General features: G+C 70.4%; 17 protein-coding genes. 8 read left to right on the top strand and 9 right to left on the bottom strand.

Translation table 11 applies throughout. The features are described 5' to 3' along the window. Nucleotides 1-8: 8 nt before the first annotated feature. The 5 genes from VFZ09_RS07965 to VFZ09_RS07985 form a co-directional block, all read right to left on the bottom strand. Nucleotides 9-2,555: a VIT domain-containing protein gene (locus tag VFZ09_RS07965; protein WP_329726891.1), complete on the bottom strand. Its 2,547-nt coding sequence runs from the start codon at nucleotides 2,553-2,555 to the stop codon at nucleotides 9-11. Nucleotides 2,556-2,826: 271 nt separating this feature from the next. Next, on the bottom strand, nucleotides 2,827-3,372 hold the full coding sequence (locus VFZ09_RS07970; protein ID WP_329726892.1) for a glutathione peroxidase: 546 nt from the start codon (nucleotides 3,370-3,372) through the stop codon (nucleotides 2,827-2,829). A 42-nt stretch (nucleotides 3,373-3,414) separates the two neighbouring features. Beyond that, nucleotides 3,415-4,356 (bottom strand): DUF3396 domain-containing protein, encoded by a 942-nt coding sequence (locus VFZ09_RS07975; protein WP_329726893.1) that lies wholly within the window; start codon nucleotides 4,354-4,356, stop codon nucleotides 3,415-3,417. After that, the gene (locus VFZ09_RS07980; protein ID WP_329726894.1) at nucleotides 4,353-5,108 is read right to left on the bottom strand and encodes a hypothetical protein; all 756 of its coding nucleotides are present in this window, start codon (nucleotides 5,106-5,108) and stop codon (nucleotides 4,353-4,355) included. The genes VFZ09_RS07975 and VFZ09_RS07980 overlap by 4 nt, the downstream gene beginning before the upstream one ends. A 164-nt stretch (nucleotides 5,109-5,272) precedes the next feature. Beyond that, on the bottom strand, nucleotides 5,273-6,628 hold the full coding sequence (locus VFZ09_RS07985) for a DUF2254 domain-containing protein (protein ID WP_329726895.1): 1,356 nt from the start codon (nucleotides 6,626-6,628) through the stop codon (nucleotides 5,273-5,275). A 200-nt stretch (nucleotides 6,629-6,828) separates the two neighbouring features. On the opposite strand from VFZ09_RS07985, the gene VFZ09_RS07990 reads away from it, so the two are divergent. The 7 genes from VFZ09_RS07990 (at nucleotide 6,829) to VFZ09_RS08020 (ending at nucleotide 14,309) form a co-directional block, all read left to right on the top strand. After that, a complete protein-coding gene (locus VFZ09_RS07990) occupies nucleotides 6,829-8,787 on the top strand; it encodes an APC family permease (RefSeq protein WP_329726896.1) in 1,959 nt (652 codons plus the stop codon). A 62-nt stretch (nucleotides 8,788-8,849) separates the two neighbouring features. Beyond that, the gene (locus VFZ09_RS07995) at nucleotides 8,850-10,142 is read left to right on the top strand and encodes a CapA family protein (RefSeq protein ID WP_329726897.1); all 1,293 of its coding nucleotides are present in this window, start codon (nucleotides 8,850-8,852) and stop codon (nucleotides 10,140-10,142) included. 343 nt (nucleotides 10,143-10,485) lie between these two features. After that, the gene (locus tag VFZ09_RS08000) at nucleotides 10,486-10,887 is read left to right on the top strand and encodes a helix-turn-helix transcriptional regulator (protein WP_329726898.1); all 402 of its coding nucleotides are present in this window, start codon (nucleotides 10,486-10,488) and stop codon (nucleotides 10,885-10,887) included. A 69-nt stretch (nucleotides 10,888-10,956) separates the two neighbouring features. Further along, nucleotides 10,957-11,916 carry a prenyltransferase gene (locus VFZ09_RS08005; protein ID WP_329726899.1) on the top strand — a complete coding sequence of 320 codons (960 nt, stop codon included), beginning with the start codon at nucleotides 10,957-10,959 and terminating at the stop codon, nucleotides 11,914-11,916. Next, nucleotides 11,913-12,638, top strand: a complete 726-nt coding sequence (locus VFZ09_RS08010; RefSeq protein ID WP_329726900.1) for a ferrochelatase — start codon at nucleotides 11,913-11,915, stop codon at nucleotides 12,636-12,638. The genes VFZ09_RS08005 and VFZ09_RS08010 overlap by 4 nt, the downstream gene beginning before the upstream one ends. Continuing rightward, nucleotides 12,635-13,543, top strand: coding sequence for a prenyltransferase (locus VFZ09_RS08015; protein ID WP_329726901.1), 909 nt, complete (start codon nucleotides 12,635-12,637; stop codon nucleotides 13,541-13,543). The genes VFZ09_RS08010 and VFZ09_RS08015 overlap by 4 nt, the downstream gene beginning before the upstream one ends. 7 nt (nucleotides 13,544-13,550) lie before the next feature. Beyond that, nucleotides 13,551-14,309: a lycopene cyclase domain-containing protein gene (locus tag VFZ09_RS08020; RefSeq protein WP_329726902.1), complete on the top strand. Its 759-nt coding sequence runs from the start codon at nucleotides 13,551-13,553 to the stop codon at nucleotides 14,307-14,309. Here VFZ09_RS08020 and VFZ09_RS08025 read toward each other — a convergent pair. Genes VFZ09_RS08025 through VFZ09_RS08035 form a run of 3 tightly spaced genes read right to left on the bottom strand, consistent with a single transcriptional unit; the run spans nucleotide 14,242 to nucleotide 16,486 of the window. After that, entirely contained in the window at nucleotides 14,242-14,709 is a 468-nt protein-coding gene (locus VFZ09_RS08025; RefSeq protein ID WP_329726903.1) for a nucleoside deaminase, read from the bottom strand. The genes VFZ09_RS08020 and VFZ09_RS08025 overlap by 68 nt on opposite strands. A 28-nt stretch (nucleotides 14,710-14,737) precedes the next feature. Then, nucleotides 14,738-15,928, bottom strand: coding sequence for a cysteine desulfurase-like protein (locus VFZ09_RS08030; RefSeq protein WP_329726904.1), 1,191 nt, complete (start codon nucleotides 15,926-15,928; stop codon nucleotides 14,738-14,740). Nucleotides 15,929-15,958: 30 nt separating this feature from the next. Continuing rightward, nucleotides 15,959-16,486: a pyridoxamine 5'-phosphate oxidase family protein gene (locus VFZ09_RS08035; RefSeq protein WP_329726905.1), complete on the bottom strand. Its 528-nt coding sequence runs from the start codon at nucleotides 16,484-16,486 to the stop codon at nucleotides 15,959-15,961. A 419-nt stretch (nucleotides 16,487-16,905) separates the two neighbouring features. Here VFZ09_RS08035 and VFZ09_RS08040 point away from each other — a divergent pair, with 419 nt between their 5' ends. Further along, entirely contained in the window at nucleotides 16,906-17,247 is a 342-nt protein-coding gene (locus VFZ09_RS08040) for a hypothetical protein (RefSeq protein WP_329726906.1), read from the top strand. Between the two features lie 10 nt (nucleotides 17,248-17,257). On the opposite strand, the gene VFZ09_RS08045 is transcribed toward VFZ09_RS08040, so the two are convergent. Continuing rightward, nucleotides 17,258-19,159 carry a glycoside hydrolase family 15 protein gene (locus tag VFZ09_RS08045; protein ID WP_329726907.1) on the bottom strand — a complete coding sequence of 634 codons (1,902 nt, stop codon included), beginning with the start codon at nucleotides 19,157-19,159 and terminating at the stop codon, nucleotides 17,258-17,260. Nucleotides 19,160-19,229: the final 70 nt, after the last annotated feature.

A 19,229-nucleotide genomic window follows, 5' to 3' on the forward strand; every position in this document is an offset into this window, starting at 1 on the left:
CGGCGGTGCTACTCCTCGACGGTGAGGGCGACGCGGACCTTCTCGCGGCGCTCGAACCGGTTGCCCGCCGCGTCCCGGGCCACGAGCACCAGCTCGTACTCCCCGGGCTCCGTGCCGGCGGGCACCCTCAGCTCGCGGGTGAAGCGCAGGCCATCGCGCGTCTCCAGCAGGTGCTGCGCGTCACCGAAGGGCTCGCCGTACACGCTGACCTCCTGGGTGGCCTCCACCGCGTCCACCTCCAGCCGCAGCGTCTGGCCGGGCGCCAGCAGCCGCGAGGACAGCGTCACCTCGAAGTCGTTGCCCTTCGAGTCCAGCCGGTAGCGCACCTCGCGCCGGCGCACCGTGCCGTCCGGCATCTCCACCGCCACCAGCACGTCGTAGTACCCGTCCTCCACCCAGAGCGGCACCAGGAAGCGGCCCCGCCAGTAACCCGACACCGTGTCGAAGGTGAGCGGCTTCACCAGGCCGAAGGGGAAGTAGGCCGTCACCCGGCGCGCGTTCCTCGGCGCCACCACGGAGATGATGGGGTCTCCCGGCGGAATCTCCTCGCGGCTCAGCTCACCCGAGACGGCCGCGTACGAGGTGCCCTCGGGCAGCTCCACCGGCACCAGCTCGCGCACCGAGTCGCCGCCGGGCTTCGTGCGCGCCACCTCCTCCACCGCCACGAAGGAGGTGTACTTGCTCATCAGCCCGTACTGGAGCGCCGTGGCGGTGATGGCCTGGACGACCTCGGGCTTCTCGCCGCGGTAGTTCTCCACCGTCAGCTCTTCAATCCGCTGGCGCGCCCAGAGGCTGCGCAGGGACGCGTGCTCCGGCGCGGACTCGGGGAAGGTGAGGGGCACCTCGAAGTGGCGCTCCTGTCCACGCACGCGGCCGGTGATGCGCAGCAGGCCCTGGCCCGTGCCGTGGAATTTGCCAATGAGGAACAGCGGCTGGCCGCTGAAGAGGTCCGGCAGGGTGCGCGGGTAGACGTCCGACACCGGCAGGCCATCCGTCCCCACGCGCACCGACGTCAGCACCGGGCCGCGGATGCGCGACTCGAACTCGCGGGCCACCTCGTCCTCGGGACGCTTCAGGTTGACGAAGGTGGAGGCGCCGCGCCCCACCTCGCCCATCTTCGTGACGAGGTAGCGGTTGACGTCGTTGCCCACGCCCACGCTGAAGACGCGCGTCTCCTCGCGCAGGTGCCGCTGGAGCGTGCCGAGCACCTCGTCATCGTTGCCGATGAAGCCGTCCGTCATGAGCAGCACCATGCGCAGGCGGGCCGGGTCGTTGGCGGGCACCATGGCCTCCTGGGCCGCCACGCGGACGTCCGTGCCACCACCGCCCCAGAAGTTGGCCACGTAGGGCAGGGCGCGCGCCACGTTCTCCGGCGAGGCCGGCACCGCGGCGGGGGCGAACTTCGTCACCTGCGTGTCGAAGTTGAGCACCTGGAAGGTGTCCTCGGGGTGCAGGTGGCGCAGCACCTCGGCGGTGAGGGCCTTGGACTTCTCGATGGGCGGGCCGGACTGCGAGCACGAGGTGTCGAGCACCAGGTAAAGCTCGCGCGGCACCACCTCCTCCTGCTTCGGCGCCAGCTGCGGGTTGAGCAGCACGAGGAAGTAGCCCTCATCGGCACCGGGCTCGCGGTGCACCAGCACGGCCGGGCGGATGAGCGCATCGGCCACGCGGTACTCCAGCGTGAAGGTCTTGTTGGGGATGCGGTCGTCCGGGGCCAGCTCCACGCGGGCGCGGCTCGGGCCCTCGCGCGTCGCCGTCACACGGTGCGAGGTGGAGCGCAGCTCGTGCACGGGCACGCCCGCGTCCAGGCGCACGTGGAGGCGGATGTCCCGGCCGCTGCGCACCTCGGGAGGCAGCACCGGCGGGGTGATGCGGCTCGCGTCGGGGACGGTGGTGGTGTCCGGCGCGGTGCCCTCGCCCTGGCGGAAGGCCAGGGGCTCGCCGCCGATGTAACGCGGGCCCACCGTCATGGGAAAGTTGAAGCTGTACTTGCCGTCCTCGTAGACGAGCCGCTCCACATAGTGGATGCGCACGCGGAGCTCCTCGCCGGGGAGGATGTTGGCCACCGACTGGGTGAAGAGGTTGGGACGCTCCTGGTCGAGCAGCGCGGCCGTCTTGCCCTCGGCGCGGGCGCGCTCGTAGGTGTCACGCGCCTGCTCGCGCGTCTGGATGACGCCGCGGATGACGCGCTGGCCGATGACCAGCTCCATGGCGTCCACGGCGGCCTTCTCCGGCAACGGGAAGACGTAGAGGGCCTCGAGCGGCTCGGCGTAGGGGTTCTCGAAGACCTGGGTGACGGTGACGCTGGCGAGGAATCCACTCACCTCGGCGTCGACGTCCGTGTGCTTGAGGCTGAAGTGCTGTGGCTGGGACTCGGGGCAGCCCTGGGCGGAGGCGTGGCGGCGGAGCTTCGCCACCAGCGTGCCCTGGGTGATGGCCCCGGAGCTCAGGGGCGAGACGGGGGCGGGGCAGGGGGTCTCCGCGGCGTCCCGCTCCTGAGCGGAGGCGGGGACGGACAGAAGACAGACGAAGAGCGCGACGAGTGCGGCTCGCATGGAATTCCTCGGACGGGGTGGGTACGCGCCGAGGTATTGCAGCCCGCGGGCCAGCGCCCGGGATGAGCCAAGTGCCCGGAAACACTGAGGGCGGGGCTCCAGGGGCTGTGGCTGCCTGGCCACATCCACCTGAGACCCCGCCCCGTTTCACTGGTCACCGGTGACGAGTGGAATGGACCCGCCTCGTTTCACTTGTCACCGGTGACAAGTGGAATGGACCCGCCCCGTTTCACTTGTCACCGGTGACAAGTGGAATGGGCCGGTGCCCGGACTACTCGGCGAGGGCCTTGTCGAGGGCGCCCTTGAGCTCGGTGCTCTCCGGCGTCACGGAGCTGGAGAAGGCGGCGCGCACCTGGCCGTCCTTGCCCACCACGTACTTGTGGAAGTTCCACTTGGGCTCGCCGTGCTTGCGCGCGAGGAACTCGTAGATGGGGGACTGGCCCTCGCCCTTGGTCTTCACCTTCTCGAGCATGGGGAAGGTGACCTTGTAGCGGAGCTCGCAGAACTTCGCGATCTGCTCGGAGGTGCCGGGCTCCTGGCCGCCGAAGTCATTGGAGGGGATGCCGAGCACCACCACGCCCTTGTCCTTGTACTGGCCCCAGAGCTTCTCGAGGCCCGCGTACTGGGGGGTGTAGCCGCACTCGGAGGCGGTGTTCACCACGAGCACCACCTTGCCCTTGTACTCGGAGAGGTTGACGGGCTGGCCGTTGAGCCGCTTGGACTGCAGGTCATGGAAGGACATCGCACGCTCCGCGGAGACGGCGGCGGTGCCCAGCACGAGCACGGCCGCGGTGAGGGAAAGGAGTCGGTTGGACATGCCCTCCAGGATGCCCGAGGCGGCGGCGCGTTGCGGGGTCCTTCAATCCAGGAAGCGGCGCTCCCAGCGGCGATTGTCCTCTGGCGAGAAGTCGGGCTCCCAATTGCTCTGCTCGGGATAGGGCCAGGGCTCTGGGAACCGCTCATGGTAGAGCCACGGCTCCAGGACGCGCGCCAACTCCCGGTAGGCGGGGAGCGTCTGGCCCTGCTCGGTGTCTCCCGCTTCGGGCCAGGGGCCCAGGGTGACGACGGCGCGCTCCCCTTCCAGCTCCTGGACGGTGGTGCCTGGTGAGGACAGGCGTGAGCGCAGACCCGACGCGCCGCCCAGCTCGCCCAGGATGGGCTGGCCCAGGAAGGTGAGCCAGGAAGGGCCACGAACCCGGAAGCCGAGTTTCCACGAATGCCAGCTCGTATCCGGGATGTCCATGCCTGGGTAGCGGAAGCACCGCGCGCGGATTTGCCGCGAGATACCGATCAGGTCTAGCTGGCCGTTGAAGGCGAGACCCACCTGTCCGAAGTGGAAAGGCAGAGGAGCGGCCAACTTCAGTGCCAGTTCACGCACGTGGCCCGGGCCGTGTTCTTCCAGGTACTCGGTGGGGAGCGAGATGCTCAGTGCGGAAGATGCGTCCGGATCGTCCTCCAGGCGTGGATCTCCCAATGGTTTGCCGAAGTAGTCGAAATCGTAACGTTGCGGCTCTCCGGATGCTTGTGCCAGCTGGATGTTCGGCCACGTCCCCTCGGTGAGCTCTCGCCGGATGTGCTTCCACCCGGCGTCATCAAGAGCTTGCTCCTCTCCATCGACATCCACATACCAGCCAAGCGTCTCTGGCTCTATCGCGTGCAGATAGGTGTCCAAGGAGGTGAGGACGGCTCGTGCTATCTCCTGATGGGCACGGCGGATGTAGAAGCAGAGGCTCAAGCCTTCACGGACCAGGAGGTGCCCGTTCGGCGCGCAGATGCGGATGCGCGGGTAATGAGAGCTCAAGGTGTGACTCCCAGCCAGGGTTTGATCGCGCGTACGAATGGGCCCAGGATTTCCTTGTACACTTCGTCTTGGTAACGGCCCGCATAAGGCCCCTGGGTGTATTGGCACCAACCATTTCTCTTTCTGCTCTCGCTACTCACGCAAGGAAACTTGAAGTCATAGACGAACAGGGGCAAGAGCGGATTGCCCGCGTGGATGACGATGTCTGGCTTGATGGTGCCGCGCAGCTCGCTGTAGCAGCCCTCCTCCAGTAGCGCCTCCTCCTTCTCCGGGCTGATCAACTCGCGCTGCCGGGTGTCCGTGTTGTAGCGGTAACGCGGCTCCCGGCTGAATCCGCCTGGACGCAGCGCGCCCAACTCCATCTCCGCACACGCGAGCGCGACCTTGTGCATCTCCTCGCCGAGGAACATGGCCCGCGTCCTCACCTTGCCTCCGAACTCCTTCGTCTCGCGGCACTCCGCCGGGGTGGGGCTCCTGCCGCCCATGTGCTGGCGGAGCACCTTCTCGCGGGCCATGTTGGCGCACCAGGTCAGTTTCTGCTCGATGGCCTCCTTGTGCGCTTCATTCCACACCACCGCGGTCGCGGTGACGGAGGCGCCGAACTCGGCGAGGCGCTGCGCGGCCTGCGGTATCACGGTCTCCTCTCCAGCCACGCGGGCGCACAGGGCCGGTTGGGTCCGGCAGGCGCTCGAGGCCGAGTCGAGGGACTGCGCGGAGGCCTGGCTGGCCAGGAGCAGCACGCTGGCGAGCACGGCTCCGTACTTCCGCCGGAAAGCGGGCCCGTGCCGGGGGGTGGAGGAGCGGTGATTCATGTGCCCTGTGATGATGTTGGTGGTGAGATGCCGTGCGAGGAAAACCGCGCGGGCGAGTCTGGCGGAAGCGCGAGCCGGGTCAAGGCACTCGGGCCCGGCTCCGCTCAGTGCACGGTCTCGCAGGGGAGGGTGGCCGGCTGGGTGGCCTTCTTGCGCAGCTGGTCCCAGCGCTCCTCGATGAACCGCACGTCCCGCTCGCGCTGCTCGGCGAGCCGGGAGGCCTCGTACACCGCCCGCCCCGTCTGCACGAGCGCCCCGCGCATCGCCGTGTCCGGCTCCACGCTGGCGAGCTCCGCGAGCACCTCCAGGATGCGGACCAGCACCCGCGGCTGTGCCTCCGCGGCGAGCGGAATCTCCCCGAACGCGTCCTGCAGGAAGGGCACGAGCCCGAAGCCGGGCCGCAGCAGCGTCACCGCCTGGTGCCACTCCATCCACCAGCCCTGGCCGAGCCGTCCCTTGCTCGCCACCACGCGGCCCACCGCTCCCAGCTCGTTGATCACCATCACCGCGGTGGTGACGTCGTTGATGGCGGGCGAGAGGGCCTTGAGCGCCATGTCCACCAACTGCCGCACCCCATAGAGCACGTCCTGCTGCGTGGTCCGGGTGCGCCCCACGGCGAGCGCACCGTGCAGCCGCCGCTGTTGCTGCTCACTCAAGGCCACCCGCGGCCAGAGCGCCATCAGCGGCAGCCCCGGTATGAGGAAGTCCCCGGTGCGCACCTCGAGCCGCACGGTGTGCACGCCTCGCGGCAGGGCCGAGAGCAGCCGCTCATGGTCCACCAACTGCACGTAGCCCGTCTCGCGCGCGGTGATGACGGTGGCCTCCTGCTCGGGGCCGGGCAGCGCCTCGCCCAGCTCCCGCGTCTTCTTGAAGTCCAACCGCTCCAGCTCCTGGATGATCTCCCGGCCAATGTTGACGATGAGGGTGCTCGCCTCGACGGAGCGGGCGGCATGGTGGAGGAAGTGGGGCAGCAGCAACAGGCAGAGCAGGGTGAGGGCCAGTGCCACTCCGAGCGATAGGACGGGCAGCGGTGTGCTCTGCTGCTCCTCCGCCTGGGTGCCCACCAGCCCGAGCAGCAGCAACAGGTACACCACGGTGAGCAGGTAGGTGCCGAGCACCCGCTGCGTGCCGTGGTCCGCCATGAATCGCCCCAGCAGCCGCGGCGTGTACTGCGTGGAGGCCAGTTGCACCGCCACCATGGTCATGGAGGCCGTCACCGTCATGACGGTGACGAGCGTCGCCGCCATGCTCAGCAGCACCTCCCGGCTGGTGGACGGTGTGGAGGGGACATAGTCGCCCCACCACTGGGCGCGCAGTCCAGGGCCCAGCGACGGCCAGCTCCGGTCCAGCATCGGCAGCACCACGCCCAGCACCAGGCCCAGCGTCACGAACAGCACGGGCTGGAACCAGAGACTCGCCTTGATCGAGTTCCACAGCTTCGACAGACGCGGTGACAGCACGGCCCTTCCCCTTCCCCTCTCAGGAGCGTGTGAATGCCTCCGGAGCGTCGCAAGCCATTCCCCTCCCGGGCCTCCACGCTCGGGAGCCGTCCCTCGTCCGCCCGCCCTGGAGACGGCTACCCATGCTCCCGGGCCGACGGCACGGGTCCTGGGTTCCGGGGTCCCATCTCCCCCCGCCTGCCCCGTTACTAGGTTCCGGTATGTCCCTGAGAGAGGTGCTCTTCGGAAAGCCCATCCCGAATGACGAGGCCGAGGAGGAGAAGATTGGTCCCCTGACGGGAATACCCGTGCTGGGGCTGGATGCACTCGCCTCGGCGGCATACGGACCGGAAGCCGCGCTCACCGTGCTGCTCGTCCTGGGGGCGGGCGGGAGCCATTACCTCGGCCCCATCATCGCCATCATCGCGGTGCTGCTGCTCATCGTTCAGTTCTCCTACCGGCAGACGATCGCCGCCTACCCGGGAGGGGGCGGCTCCTACCTGGTGACCCGCGACAACCTCGGAACGAAGCCGGCGCTGCTCGCCGCCGCCGCGCTGGCGCTCGACTACGTGCTCAACGTGGCGGTGGCCATCTCCGCGGGTGTGGGGGCGCTGGTGTCCGCCCTCCCCAGGCTCCTCCCCCACATGCTCCCGCTGTGCCTGGGGCTGCTCGCGTTGCTCACCCTGGTGAACCTGCGCGGCATCCGCACCGCGGGCATGCTCTTCACGCTCCCCACGTACCTGTTCGTCGCCTGTCTGGGCGTGACCTTGCTGGTGGGCGTGGTGAAGTTCGTGAGCTCCGGGGGACATCCGGTCCCCGTGGTGCCCCCGCCCCACCTGCCGGCCGGTACAGCCGCGGTGAGCCTCTGGCTGCTGATGCGCGCCTTCGCGAGCGGGTGTACCGCGATGACGGGCGTGGAGGCGGTCAGCGATGGCGTGCCCGTCTTCCGGCAGCCCCGTGTCCGGGGGGCCCAGCGGACCCTCGCGGGGATCGTCGGCATCCTGGTGGTGCTGCTCGGCGGGGTGGCGGTGCTGTGCCATGCCTACGGCATCGGCGCGACCCCTCCGGGCCAGGCGGGCTTCCAGAGCGTGTTGTCCCAGCTCGTGGGCGCCGTGGCGGGACGCGGGGTGTTCTACTCCGTCACCATCGCCTCCATCCTCACCGTGCTGTGCCTGTCCGCCAACACGAGCTTCGCGGACTTCCCCCGGTTGTGCCGCATGCTGGCGCTCGATGGCCACCTCCCCACGGCCTTCGCCCATGCCGGTCCCCGGCTGGTGTTCTCGACGGGCGTCATCGTCCTCTCGCTCATGGCCGCGGCCCTGCTGGTGGCCTTCGGAGGGGTGACGGACCACCTCATCCCGCTGTTCGCCGTGGGCGCCTTCGCGGCCTTCACCTTCTCGCAGTTCGGCATGGTGGCCCGCTGGCGCAAGAGCCAGGAGCCGCGCGCGAGGCACTTCCTGGTGGTGAATGCGATTGGCGGAACGGCCACGGGGCTCACGCTTTGCGTCGTGGCAGTGTCGAAGTTCGCCGAGGGGGCCTGGATGTCCTTCCTGTTCATCCCCCTGGCCTTCCTCCTGTTCCGCACCACGCGCCGCCACTACGACACGGTGGAGAAGGCCATCGAGACCGAGCGGCCCATGCGGGTGGTCCGTGCCGCCGCGCCGCTGGTGGTGGTTCCCCTCAAGCGGTTGGATCTCGTGGCCGAGAAGGGCCTCCAGTTCGCGCTCACCATCTCCCCCGACGTCCACGCCGTCCAGGTGCGCGCGCAGCCCGAGGAGGGCGGGGAGCTGCGTGCCAGTTGGAAGCGCCGGGTGGAGGCTCCTCTCAAGGAGGCGGGGCTCCCGGTGCCCGAGCTGGTCGTGCTCCGGTCGACGTACCGCCAGGTGGTGGATCCGCTCCTCGGCTACGTCCGCAAGCTCGCCGCCGCCCATCCGGACCGGTTCATCGCCGTGCTGGTGCCGGAGTTGATCGAGCACCGCTGGTACCACTACCTGCTGCACAGCCACACGGCCACCCTGCTGAAGATGATGCTGCTGTTCCGGGGCGGGCCGCAGATCGTGGTCATCAGCGCGCCCTGGTTCCTGCGAGAGCCCAAGCACCCCTTCACCCGCGCCCTCCGCTCCCCGCGCCCCTCGTTCAAGGCCTCCTCCGCCCGGAAGCCGGCCCCCGGCTCCTCGTGAAGGGAGGCCCTCCCGGGAGGGGGGTCTGTCCTCCGGGCCAATGGCCTGGGTAGCATGCGAGCGTGCTTGCCCAGGCGCTCCTGCTCGTTTCCCTGCTCCACGCCGCTCCCCCCGAGCGCGTGGAGCTCGTCTTCGGGGGAGATGTCATTCCCCATGGTGAGGTGAAGGAGGCCGCGGCGGACCACGCCCGCGCCGACTCCGGCGATGCCGGCCCCGCCCGCTCCATCAACCACGAGGGGTGGGATCATGTCTTCGGGCCCCTCGCCGACGTGATGCGCTCGGCGGACGTCGCCATGGTGAACCTGGAGACGCCCAGTACCGGCAATCCGCTCGCCCGCACCGCGCCCCTGCTCTTCGACGCGCCGCCCGCCATGCTGCACGCGCTGGCCTCCGCCGGGGTGGATGTGGTGTCCACCGCCAACAACCATGTCTTCGACCAGCGCCGCGCCGGGGCCGAGGCCACGTGGAAGCACCTGGCCGAGGCGGGCCTGAAGAGCGTGGGCACGGGCCCCTCGGAGGCCGCCGCGTGGGAGCCCCTCATCGTGGAGAAGCGGGGGATGCGCATCGGTTTCCTGTCCTTCACCCGGTGGCTCAACGGCGCCCGCAATCCCGAGGCGCCGGAGACCTCGCCCCACGTCGCCTACGTGCCCTACCGCGGCCAGGTGAGCGGGAACTGGCAGTCCCCCGAGTCGGCCGTGGCGCTGGTGCGCGCCGCGGCCCGGCGCTGTGACGCGCTCATCGTCGCCATCCACTGGGGCACCGAGTACTCGCACTCGCCCCACCCCGAGGACCGCAAGCTGGCCCGCGCCCTGCTGGAGGCCGGCGCGCTCGCCATCGTCGGCCACCATCCCCACGTGCTCCAGCCCGTCGAGTCGTACCGCACCTCCTCCGGACGGGACACGCTCGTGGCCTTCTCGCTGGGCAACCTCATCGCCAACCAGGACCGGCACTACGTCCACCGCCGGGCGGGGGAGGCGGATGGCAGCAAGCGCGACTCCGTGCTGCTGCGCTTCTCGCTCACCCGTCCCCAGCCGGGCGCGCCCGTGTCGCTCGAGGGCGTGTCCGTGCTGCCGGTGTGGATCGAGAACAACCACTACGTCGCGCTCGGCCGCGACCGGGTGCCGCGTCACATCCAGCCCGTGCTGATCGACGAGGAGCTGCGCGCCATCAACGAGCGGCTCCTGGCGCTCTCGGCCCGCGCCCTCACCCAGCCGCGCGAGGTCCGTCAGGAGCGCACCGCGCTCGAGCGCCGGTTGGACATGGCCCGGTACCGGCGCGAGCTCATCCTGCGCATCACCCGGCCTCCGGGCTCCGACGTGGGGACGACGGAGCCCGGGAGGCGTCCCGCGGGTTAGCGACTCCTCGGGCTGTGGGCGCGCGCCCGGCGGGGAAATCGTGTCCTCGTCCACCTGGCCCTCGTTGTGGTCGAGCCCCTCGTCGTTCACGCCCGGCTGGAGGACGCCCTCGTCCTCGTCGCGCACGTCGTCTTTCAGGGGTGTGGGCTGCTTGAAGCTGGAACGTGGGCACGCGAGCCCGTGCCCCGCAGGAGGCGCCTGCCCTCCTGGACGCTCTCCATCCGCGCGGAAGAGAGGGGACGCCCCTGGTTGGGGGGGCTTGCACGACCCATGAAGCAAGTCCCTAGGCTTGGGTTGGCCTCTCGGGTAATGTCCTCCAACGTCTCTTTGGACGTCACGCACCATGGTCTCGAAACGTACCCCCCCGCCCCCCTCGCAGCAGCGCATGGATGACAAGCTGGCCCTCGCCCTGGGGGCCGCGGCGCGTGCCGCCCGGGTGCGCGCGGGGCTCACCCAGGCGGAGGCGGCCGAGAAGGTGGGGCTGGCCCCGGGTGTCTATGGCCGCATCGAGCGCGGGGGGATGATGCCCAGCGTCCCCACCCTCCGACGGCTGAGCATCGTCCTGAAGATTCCCTCCGACACGCTGTTGAGCCTGAGTCACACGGAGGTGACGGCCTGGGTGGACTCGCTGCCCGCCAAGGAGGAGCGCTCCCCGGATCTGCGGCGGCTGTCGCGCTCGTTGCGCAACCTGTCCCCGGCCCAGCTCAAGGTTCTCAACGTCATCGCCACCGCGCTCACCCGCTGACTTCAGGGTCGGGACAGCTCGACCGACCTGATTGGGGAGGTTGGCCGTGTTAGAGGTTGCCAACGGGAGGTGAAGCGGGTGCATGTGGAGTCGATGAGCCCCTCGGCGCGGTGGTGGTACGCCCTCAAGCCAGCGAGCTGGCCGAAGGTGCTCGTGCCCGCGTTGTTCGGCCAGGCCGTGGGTGCCGCCGCCGCCGGCCACCTGTCGTGGGGGGCGCTCGGGTTCGGCGTGCTGTGGATGGTGGCGGACGTCTCCTTCATCGTGCTGCTCAACGACTGGGGAGACCGCGAGGTGGACACCCTCAAGCGCCGCATGTTCCCCCAGGGCTGCTCGCCGAAGACGATTCCCGACGGAATCCTCCCCGCCGGGGCGTTGCTCGCCGCGGGCCTCGGGGCCGGGGCGGTGGCGCTGGTGTTGGCGTGGGGCGCGGGCCTCGTGCTGGGGCGGCCGTTGTTGTTGCCGCTCGCCGCGCTGGGCCTGCTCATGTTCGCCGCCTATACGCTGCCACCGCTGCGGCTCAACTACCGGGGCGGGGGCGAGCTGCTGGAGATGGTGGGGGTGGGCGGCGTGCTTCCCACGTTGCATGTGTATGCGCAGTGCGGCCAGTGGGCTCCCGCGGGGTGGGTGTGGCTGGCGCCGGGCCTGCTGGCGCTGTCCCTGTCGAGCGCCCTGGCCAGCGGACTGTCCGACGAGGAGAGTGATCGCGCGGGAGGCAAGCGCACCTTCACCACCCTGTGGGGCAACGCGGCCGTCCGCCGGGGCGCGGAGGTGTCCCTGGGGACGGGGCTGCTCCTCTGGCTCGCGGTGTCCTGTCTGGCCGAGGACGCCCCCCCGCTCGTGGCAGTGGTGCCGGCCGTGGGGTTCGCATTACCTTTCACCGTGCGTCTGGTGAGGAGGAGCCCGTCCGCGGTGACGAATGCCTTCGTTGCGCAATCGGCATACAAGGCGGAGCTCCACCGTGCCATCTGGTGGGGAACGTTCACGCTGTCGGCAGGGGTGCTCGCCGTGGGGTTGGGAGGGTGGAAGTGAGAAGACTTCCAGAAGACATCCTCGCCGGGCTGGAGCCCCTGTCCCCCCTGCTGGGAGAGGCGGCCTCGCTGGACACGCGCCGGCCGCGCGCGCTGCTGCCCGTGGAGTTGGCGGCACGCCTGGTGGAGGGCAACGCCGGGGAGGACAAGGCCCGGGCCTTCGCCCAGGGGTTGGGCCACGTGGTGCGGGCGCTCGCGGAGGACTTCCCGGAGAACATCTTCTGGGACCTGGACTTCCTGGCCTGCCGCATGTGGAACGCCGGAGGGCCCGAGGCGGTGCTCGGCTTCTCGCGCCGGGTGGTGACGGTGTGCCGGGGCTTCGGCAACAAGTCGGAGCTGCGCTTCCGCTACGCCCATGACTTCCTGTACGGCTACGACTGGGCCCGCTGGGTGGTGCGCCAGCCGGAGAAGCGCGCCACCATCGGCCCCTTCGACCTGGCGTTCTTCGACTACCTCGAGGGCCGGCTCCAGACGCTCGTGGAGCTCATCGCCGAGAACGATGACAAGTACGGCAAGCTCCAGGGCCAGGAGTTCCGCAACCCCTTCGGCTTCTGCCGGGAGCCTCGCGAGGAGGCGCACCTGCATCAGGTGCTCGCCCAGGCGGACTTCATCCCCGTGAAGGCCTGGCGCTTCGATGGGGACTGCCGCTGGGACCTGCCCTTCACCGACCTGCGCACCGAGGCCGCCCGGCGGCTCGGGCTGGTGCGCGAGGCCTCCTCGTGAAGGACGGGTGGGGCACGCTCCGGGCCTGGCTCCAGGCGTCGCGGCTGCCCTCGCAGTCGTACCTCGCGCTCCCCTTGCTGCTCGGGCAATTCGTCGCGGTGCACCTGCGTGGCGGGGCGTTGGACGTGGGGACGCTGGTGGCCGTGCAGCTCTTCGGGGTGCTCGACCAGCTCTTCATCGTCTACGCCAACGACTGGGCGGACCAGGAGACGGATCGCCGCAACCAGACGGCCACCCTCTTCTCCGGGGGCTCCCGCGTGCTCGTCGAGGGCCGGCTCCCGCCGCGTGCGCTCGGGCTCGGCGCCGTCGTGTGCGCGTTCCTGCTGCTGGCCCTGTCCGTGGGGCTGGCGGTGCTCCGGGGCGCACCGCTGCTGGTGCCGCTGGCGGTGGCGGCGTTGGGGCTCTTGTGGGCCTACAGCTATCCGCCCTTCCGGCTCTCGTACCGGGGCGGGGGCGAGCTGCTGCAGATGGTGGGGGTCGCCGGGGTGCTGCCGCTCTATGGCTATGTCGCGCAGGGCGGGGATCCGGGGCGTTTTCCGTGGGCGCTCGTCGCGTTGCTGCTGCCCACGCATCTCGCCTGTTCCATCGCCACCGCGCTCCCCGACGAGCCCTCGGATCGGGAGAGCGGCAAGCTCACGCTGCCAGCGCGCGTGGGCGTCGAGCGGGCCGCCCGGGTCATCGTGTTGCTCAACGGCCTCACCGTGGCGCTCGCGCCGTGGGGTCTCGGGGTCCTGGGTCTGAGCGTGGGCCTGGAGTGGCTGGTGCCGGCGGGGGCCTCGCTCGTGGTGCTCCTGGTGCGTCCCTCGCCGCCCGGCTCCCGCCGTGTGCAGGTCCGCGTCGCCGCCGCCATCACCGCCACGCTGGCCACGGTCGCGCTTCCCCTCCTCGCCCTCGTGAGAACCTGAGTCCGCCATGACGTATGAGTTCCTGGTGATGGCGCTGTTGTTCCTGGTGCCGGGCGCCGTCTTCTGGCTCGTGCGCGCGGACCTGCGCTGGCTGATGCGCAGGACGATGCTGGCCTCGCTCCCATTCGCGGCCACCGAGTGGCTGTTCTATCCGGCGTACTGGACGCCGCGCTTCCTGTTCGACCTGGCGGACCGCATCGGCTTCGGCGTGGAGGACGTGCTCTTCGTCGTGGGGCTCGGGGCCTTCTCCTCGTGTGCCTACGCGGTGGCGTTCCGCCAAACCGTGGTGCCCCGGGGGAGCGGCACGCGGCCCTGGTTCCGGGTGTTGGGGGCCATCGCGGGCATGCTGGCGCTGACGGGGCTGCTGCTCGCGGTGGGCGTGCCCATCCTCTACGCGGCGGTGGCGGCGATGGGGGTGGGCACCCTGGGCGTGCTGGTGGCGCGTCCGGACCTGGTGCTTCCGAGTCTCCTGGGAGCGGCGCTCTCGTGCCTCATCTACCTGGGGCTGTGCCTGCTCTTCGAGGGGCTGGTGCCCGGTGTCTTCGAGCGCACGTGGCGGCCGAGCCTGCTGCTGCGCGGCCACTTCCTCGGCGTGCCACTGGATGAGCTGCTGTACGGCACCGGCGCGGGCCTCGCGGCGACGGCCCTCCCAGCCTGGGCCTTCCGGCTGGGATTCGCGCCGCTGCCCGGGCGTGAGCCTACGACCAGAAGCCCTCGTGCACCGCACGGGCCTCCGGCAACTCCACCGGGCCCACCACCTCGGTAGGCGCGGAGCCGCGGGCGAAGACCTCGCGGCAGGACAGGCGCAGGGTGGGCTCGGTCGGCCTGTTGAGCTGGCCCAGCTGCTCGGAGGAGAACGCGAAGACGACCCGCCGCACGCCACCCCAGAAGATGGCGCCCGCGCACATGGCACACGGCTCGGTGCTGGCGTAGAGCGTGCTGCCGGCGAGCTGCTCGGGGGAGTAGTGCTGGGTGGCCTCGCGCATGAGGTTGGACTCCGCGTGGCCGGTGCAGTCCCGCTCCGTCACCACGGTGTTCTCCCCCTCCAGGAGGACACGCCCGTTCCTGTCCACCAGCACCGCGCCGAAGGGATGGTTCCCCCGCTCGCGGGCCTTGCGGGCCAGGTCGATGGAGTGTCTCAGGTGTCGCAGCTCCTCGGGTTGCATTCGTGTCCTCCTGCGTGGGAAGTGGCGCTCAGGGGAGCGCGTCCAGGCTGGTCATGAGCCGGTCCACCTCGGCCAGCGTGTTGTAGTGCAGCAGCGAGACGCGCACCGCGCCCTCGGGCATGAGGCCCAGTGCCTGCATGGCGAGCGTGGCGTAGTAGTGGCCCGCGGCGACGCCCACCCCGTTGCGGGCGAGGTGCTCGGCCACGGCGCGCGGCGGGACGCCCTGCACGTTGAAACAGAAGGTGGCCACGCGGCCCTTGGGCTCGGGGATGCCGTAGAGGCGCACGCGCTCGTGGGCGCGCAGCCGCTCCAGCGCGGACTCCAGCAGCGGACGCTCCAGGGACTCGATGCGGCGGAAGGCCTGCTCCAGCCCCGCGCGCCCGGGCTGTCCGCCGCCGAGCACCTCGCGCACGTAGCGCAGCGAGCCCAGCCAGCCGGCGAGGCCCTCGTGGTTGGCGGTACCGGGCTCGAACTTCTGGGGGCTGTCCTCGGGGACGAACCACAGCTTGTCCGCGGGCAGGCGGGGCAGCAGCTCGTGGCGCACGTACAGGCAGCCCATGTGGGGGCCGAAGACCTTGTAGGGCGAGAAGGTGGCGAAGTCCGCGCCCCAGGCCTTCACGTCGGGCAGCAGGTGCGGGCTGGCGTGCACCGCGTCGACGATCAGCCAGGCGCCCACGGAATGGGCGAGGGTGGCCGCGGCCGTCACGTCCGGCGCGGTGCCCACCGAGTTGGCGGCGGCCGTCACCGCGACGAGCCGGGTGCGCGCGGTGAGCAGCGGGCGGAGATCCGCCAGCTCCAGGCGGCCCTCGGGCCAGCGGGCCTTCCACGGCTTCACCACCGCGCCCTGGGCCTCCAGCCAGCGCCAGGGGCTGGCGTTGGACTCGTGCTCGAGCTCCGAAATGATGACCTCGTCCCCGGGCTGGAAGATGCGGGAGAAGGCGCGCGAGAGCTGGAAGGTGAGGGCGGTGGCGCTGGTGCCGAGCATCACCTCCTCGGGCAGACAGTTGAGGAACTCGGCGGTGGCGGCGCGAGCCTGGGCCTTCACCTCGGTGGCGCGCACGGAGGCCGGGTAGGGCTGGCCCACGTTGCAGCTCCCCTGGGTGAGGAACCGCGTCATGGCGTCGATGGTGTGCGAGGGCACCTGGGCCCCGGCGGCGTTGTCGAGGTAGGCGAAACCCGACCGCAAGGCGGGGAAGTGCTCGGCGAAGGGGGAAGTCATGGGGCGCGCAGCATAGCCGCACGCGGGCCCTCAGTGCATCGCCGCGCCGGACTCGTCGAGGTTCACCTTCTCGTTCTCGCCGGGGCGGTACGTCTCGCCGGTGAGCACGCCCTTCACGAAGCCCACGAGCTGCACCATGCGCTTGTTCGGCGTGTCCCAGAACTCGGCCTTGTTCACCGTCACGCACAGCAGCGCGAGCTCGGGATCATCCAGCCCCTCCGGGAACCAGGCCTTCAGCGTGGGATTCCACAGCTCGCGCGCCTTCTCCTTGTCGCGCACCAGCCGGGCCACGCCGCTCACGGACACGTACCGGTCCTTCGCCGTGTCCGAGTAGGACAGGCTCACGTGGCTGTCCCGCTCCACCTCGTCCACCTTGGGCGAGTGCTCCCGGGTGAAGAACCACAGCTGCCCGTCGAAGTCCCGGTCATGTGTCCACATGGGCCGGCTGCGCAGCGTCCCGTCCTCCTCCACCGTCGTCATCATCGCGACCTTGATGCCGTGGATGAGCTCGCCCAGGTGCACCACCGGGTCCTTCTTGTCCGTCTTCTTCGTGGCCATTCCTGCCTCCCGTGTGCTCACGGTAAGCAGGGACGGAGGGCCTGACAGGAGCGCCTGGTCCGCCCTCCTGGCCTCACGGCAGGGGAGCCCGCGGGGCGGGTTGCTCCTCAAGCGCACCATGCGTATGCCCCGCATCGCGTGTTGCCTCCCAGGCAACATCCCCGCCTGTTGCCTCCCAGACAACATCCACAAGACATCCATGGCCCGTGCAGGGGGGGGATTTGGACTGCGAGAGTAGGGATCTTCACGCGTGCGAGCGTTTCCCGCTGTTTGGGATACGTAGCGTATTGAATGCTTGGTTTTTCTCGTGTGGTCCCGCTTCTCCCCTCTCCGCGTCGCTGTGCAGCGGGGCATGTGCCATGTAGGCTGTCTTTCTGTTCTTCGCGGCCTTGGCCGCTGTTTCCGGACAGGGGGCCTGTATGACTGGCATTCTGGGAATGGAGGGCCTGTCCACGGCGCAGGTGCAGGAAGAGCTGCGACGCGGTGGACGATTCGTCGTGTTCGAGTACTGCGTCTCCTTCTTCGTCACCACCATGAGGCGCTCCTCGGACGTGTACTTCGTCCGGGCCGGACAGGGCACGTTCGGCTTGAGCCTCGGCTACACGCTGCTGTCGCTGTTCCTCGGCTGGTGGGGCATTCCGTGGGGCTTCATCTACACGCCGCTGTGCCTCTCCACCAACCTGCACGGGGGCAAGGACGTGACGGAGCTGGTGGTGGCCTCGCTGCTGGCGCCCCGCTACGACCCGCGCCTGCAGTACTAGCGGCTGGCGCTCACTGCACGGCCTCCCACGAGAAGTGGGACATGAACACGGAGCGCCGGCCGAGGTGGTACGTGAGCGCGAAGTCCGCGTAGTCGTACGCGCCCGCCCTCGGCAGCTGGAAGCTCCGGCCCGCGGACAGCTGCGCGCACGAGGCCACCAGGGCCATGTGCGTGAAGGCCTGCGGGAAGTTGCCCATGGCCTCGCCCGTGCCCGGCACCGCCTCCTCGGCGTAGAGGCCCACGTCGTTGGCCAGGCTCAGCAGGTAGCGCAGCAGCTCCTCCGCCTCCTGCGTCCGGCCCGAGTGCACCAGCACGTCATGCAGCCAGAAGGAGCACAGCAGGAAGGTGCCCTCGCCGCCGCTCAGCCCGTCCGGTGAGTGGTAGCGGTAGAGCAGCCCGCCCCGCTCCAGCCGCTGGCGCACCACCTCCACCGTGCGGCTCACCAGCGGGTGGGCCGACGGGAGGAAGCCCAGCGCCGGCAGCTGCAGCACCGACGCATCCGGCACCTGTGAGCCCACCGACTGGGGGAACCACCCCTGGCGCGCGCCCTCCTTCAGCAGGTACTCGCGCACGGCCGCGCGCTCGCGCACCCAGCGCCCCACCGGAGCCGGTAGCCGCCGCGAGCGGGCGATGCGGATGGCCCGGTCCAACGCCACCCAGCACAAGAGCTTCGAGTGGATGAAGTGCCGGGGCTCGTCGCGCACCTCCCAGAGGCCCTGGTCCGGCTGGCGCCAGCGCTCGCACACGTTGTCCACCAGCCCGCGCAGGAACTCCCAGTTGCGCTGCGGCATGCTCCGGCCCATCTTCGAGAAGAGCCACGCGCCCTCCAGCATCTCCCCGAAGACGTCGAGCTGCAGCTGCTTCACCGCCCCGTTGCCGGCGCGCACGGGCCTCGAGCCCCGGTGGCCCGCCAGGTGCGCCAGCTCCACCTCGGGCAGCAGCCGGTGGCCGCGGATGCTGTACATGATTTGAACGTCCTCGGCCCGGCCCGCGCTGGTGCGCGCCAGCCAGTGCTCGAAGGCGAGCGTCTCCTCCTGGTAGCCCAGCAGCATCAGCGAGATGAGCGTGAGCGTGGTGTCCCGCAGCCAGGTGTAGCGGTAGTCCCAGTTGCGCACGCCGCCCGGCTCCTCGGGCAGGGAGGTGGTGGGGGCCGCGACGATGGCGCCCGAGGGCGCGTACGTGAGCGCCTTGAGCACCAGCGCCGAGCGCCGCACCGCGTGCGAGTACTCGCCCTCGTAGGCGCAGTGGGAAATCCACTCGCGCCAGAAGGCCACCGTCTGCTCCAGCCGGCGGCGCATGGCCGCCAGGTCCGGCATCTCCGCCGGGCCGCGCTCGACGAGCGAGGGCGTCCAGGCCGTCTCCACCCAGGCCTCGTCCCCGGCCCGCATGGGCCAGTGCGCGCGCACGGCATTCTCGTGGGCCACCAGCGGACGCGTGGCCGTCACCCAGAGCGCGTCCGCGCCGCCCACCAGCTCCGCCGTCTGGGGCGAGGTGAGGCGGATGCGTGGCACGAAGGCGCCGTACTCGAAGCGCGGCGCCACCACCACGCGGGCCCGCACCTCGCCGCCGATGCAGCGCAGCCGCCGCAGCAGCGCATGCCGCGTCCCCGCGCGGGGGCTGTGGGACATGCCGGTGCGCACGGGCATGCAGTCCGTCACCTCCAGCACCCCGCCCGGCGTGGTGAAGGTGGTGACGAGCACGTTGGTGTCGTCGATGTAGCGGCGGGTGGACTGGCAGGGGCCCTCGGGGCTCACCCGGAAGGAGCCGCCCCGGCCCACGTCCAGGAGGCGGCAGAAGACGGCGGGCGAGTCGAACCGGGGGAAGCAGGCCCAGTCGATGGAGCCATCCCGGCCCACCAGGGCGGCGGAGTGGCAGTCCCCCAGCAACGCGTAGTCGTCGATCCGCTGCCGCATTCCGTCTCCCGGGGGCCGCTCCAGGATGAGCGGCCTCCCTCGTCATTGAGTACGGTGCGCAGCCGTTGCA

The sequence above is a fragment of the Archangium sp. genome (assembly GCF_036277355.1).
Taxonomy (GTDB): domain Bacteria; phylum Myxococcota; class Myxococcia; order Myxococcales; family Myxococcaceae; genus Archangium.

Bases quoted from the DNA above. Each gene is read 5' to 3' on its own strand.
- VFZ09_RS08025 (WP_329726903.1), bottom strand. From the start codon at position 14,709: ATGCAACCCGAGGAGCTGCGACACCTGAGACACTCCATCGACCTGGCC.
- VFZ09_RS07965 (WP_329726891.1), bottom strand. From the start codon at position 2,555: ATGCGAGCCGCACTCGTCGCGCTCTTCGTCTGTCTTCTGTCCGTCCCC.
- VFZ09_RS08020 (WP_329726902.1), top strand. From the start codon at position 13,551: ATGACGTATGAGTTCCTGGTGATGGCGCTGTTGTTCCTGGTGCCGGGC.
- VFZ09_RS08030 (WP_329726904.1), bottom strand. From the start codon at position 15,928: ATGACTTCCCCCTTCGCCGAGCACTTCCCCGCCTTGCGGTCGGGTTTC.
- VFZ09_RS08040 (WP_329726906.1), top strand. From the start codon at position 16,906: ATGACTGGCATTCTGGGAATGGAGGGCCTGTCCACGGCGCAGGTGCAG.
- VFZ09_RS07990 (WP_329726896.1), top strand. From the start codon at position 6,829: ATGTCCCTGAGAGAGGTGCTCTTCGGAAAGCCCATCCCGAATGACGAG.
- VFZ09_RS08035 (WP_329726905.1), bottom strand. From the start codon at position 16,486: ATGGCCACGAAGAAGACGGACAAGAAGGACCCGGTGGTGCACCTGGGC.
- VFZ09_RS08000 (WP_329726898.1), top strand. From the start codon at position 10,486: ATGGTCTCGAAACGTACCCCCCCGCCCCCCTCGCAGCAGCGCATGGAT.
- VFZ09_RS07970 (WP_329726892.1), bottom strand. From the start codon at position 3,372: ATGTCCAACCGACTCCTTTCCCTCACCGCGGCCGTGCTCGTGCTGGGC.
- VFZ09_RS08045 (WP_329726907.1), bottom strand. From the start codon at position 19,159: ATGCGGCAGCGGATCGACGACTACGCGTTGCTGGGGGACTGCCACTCC.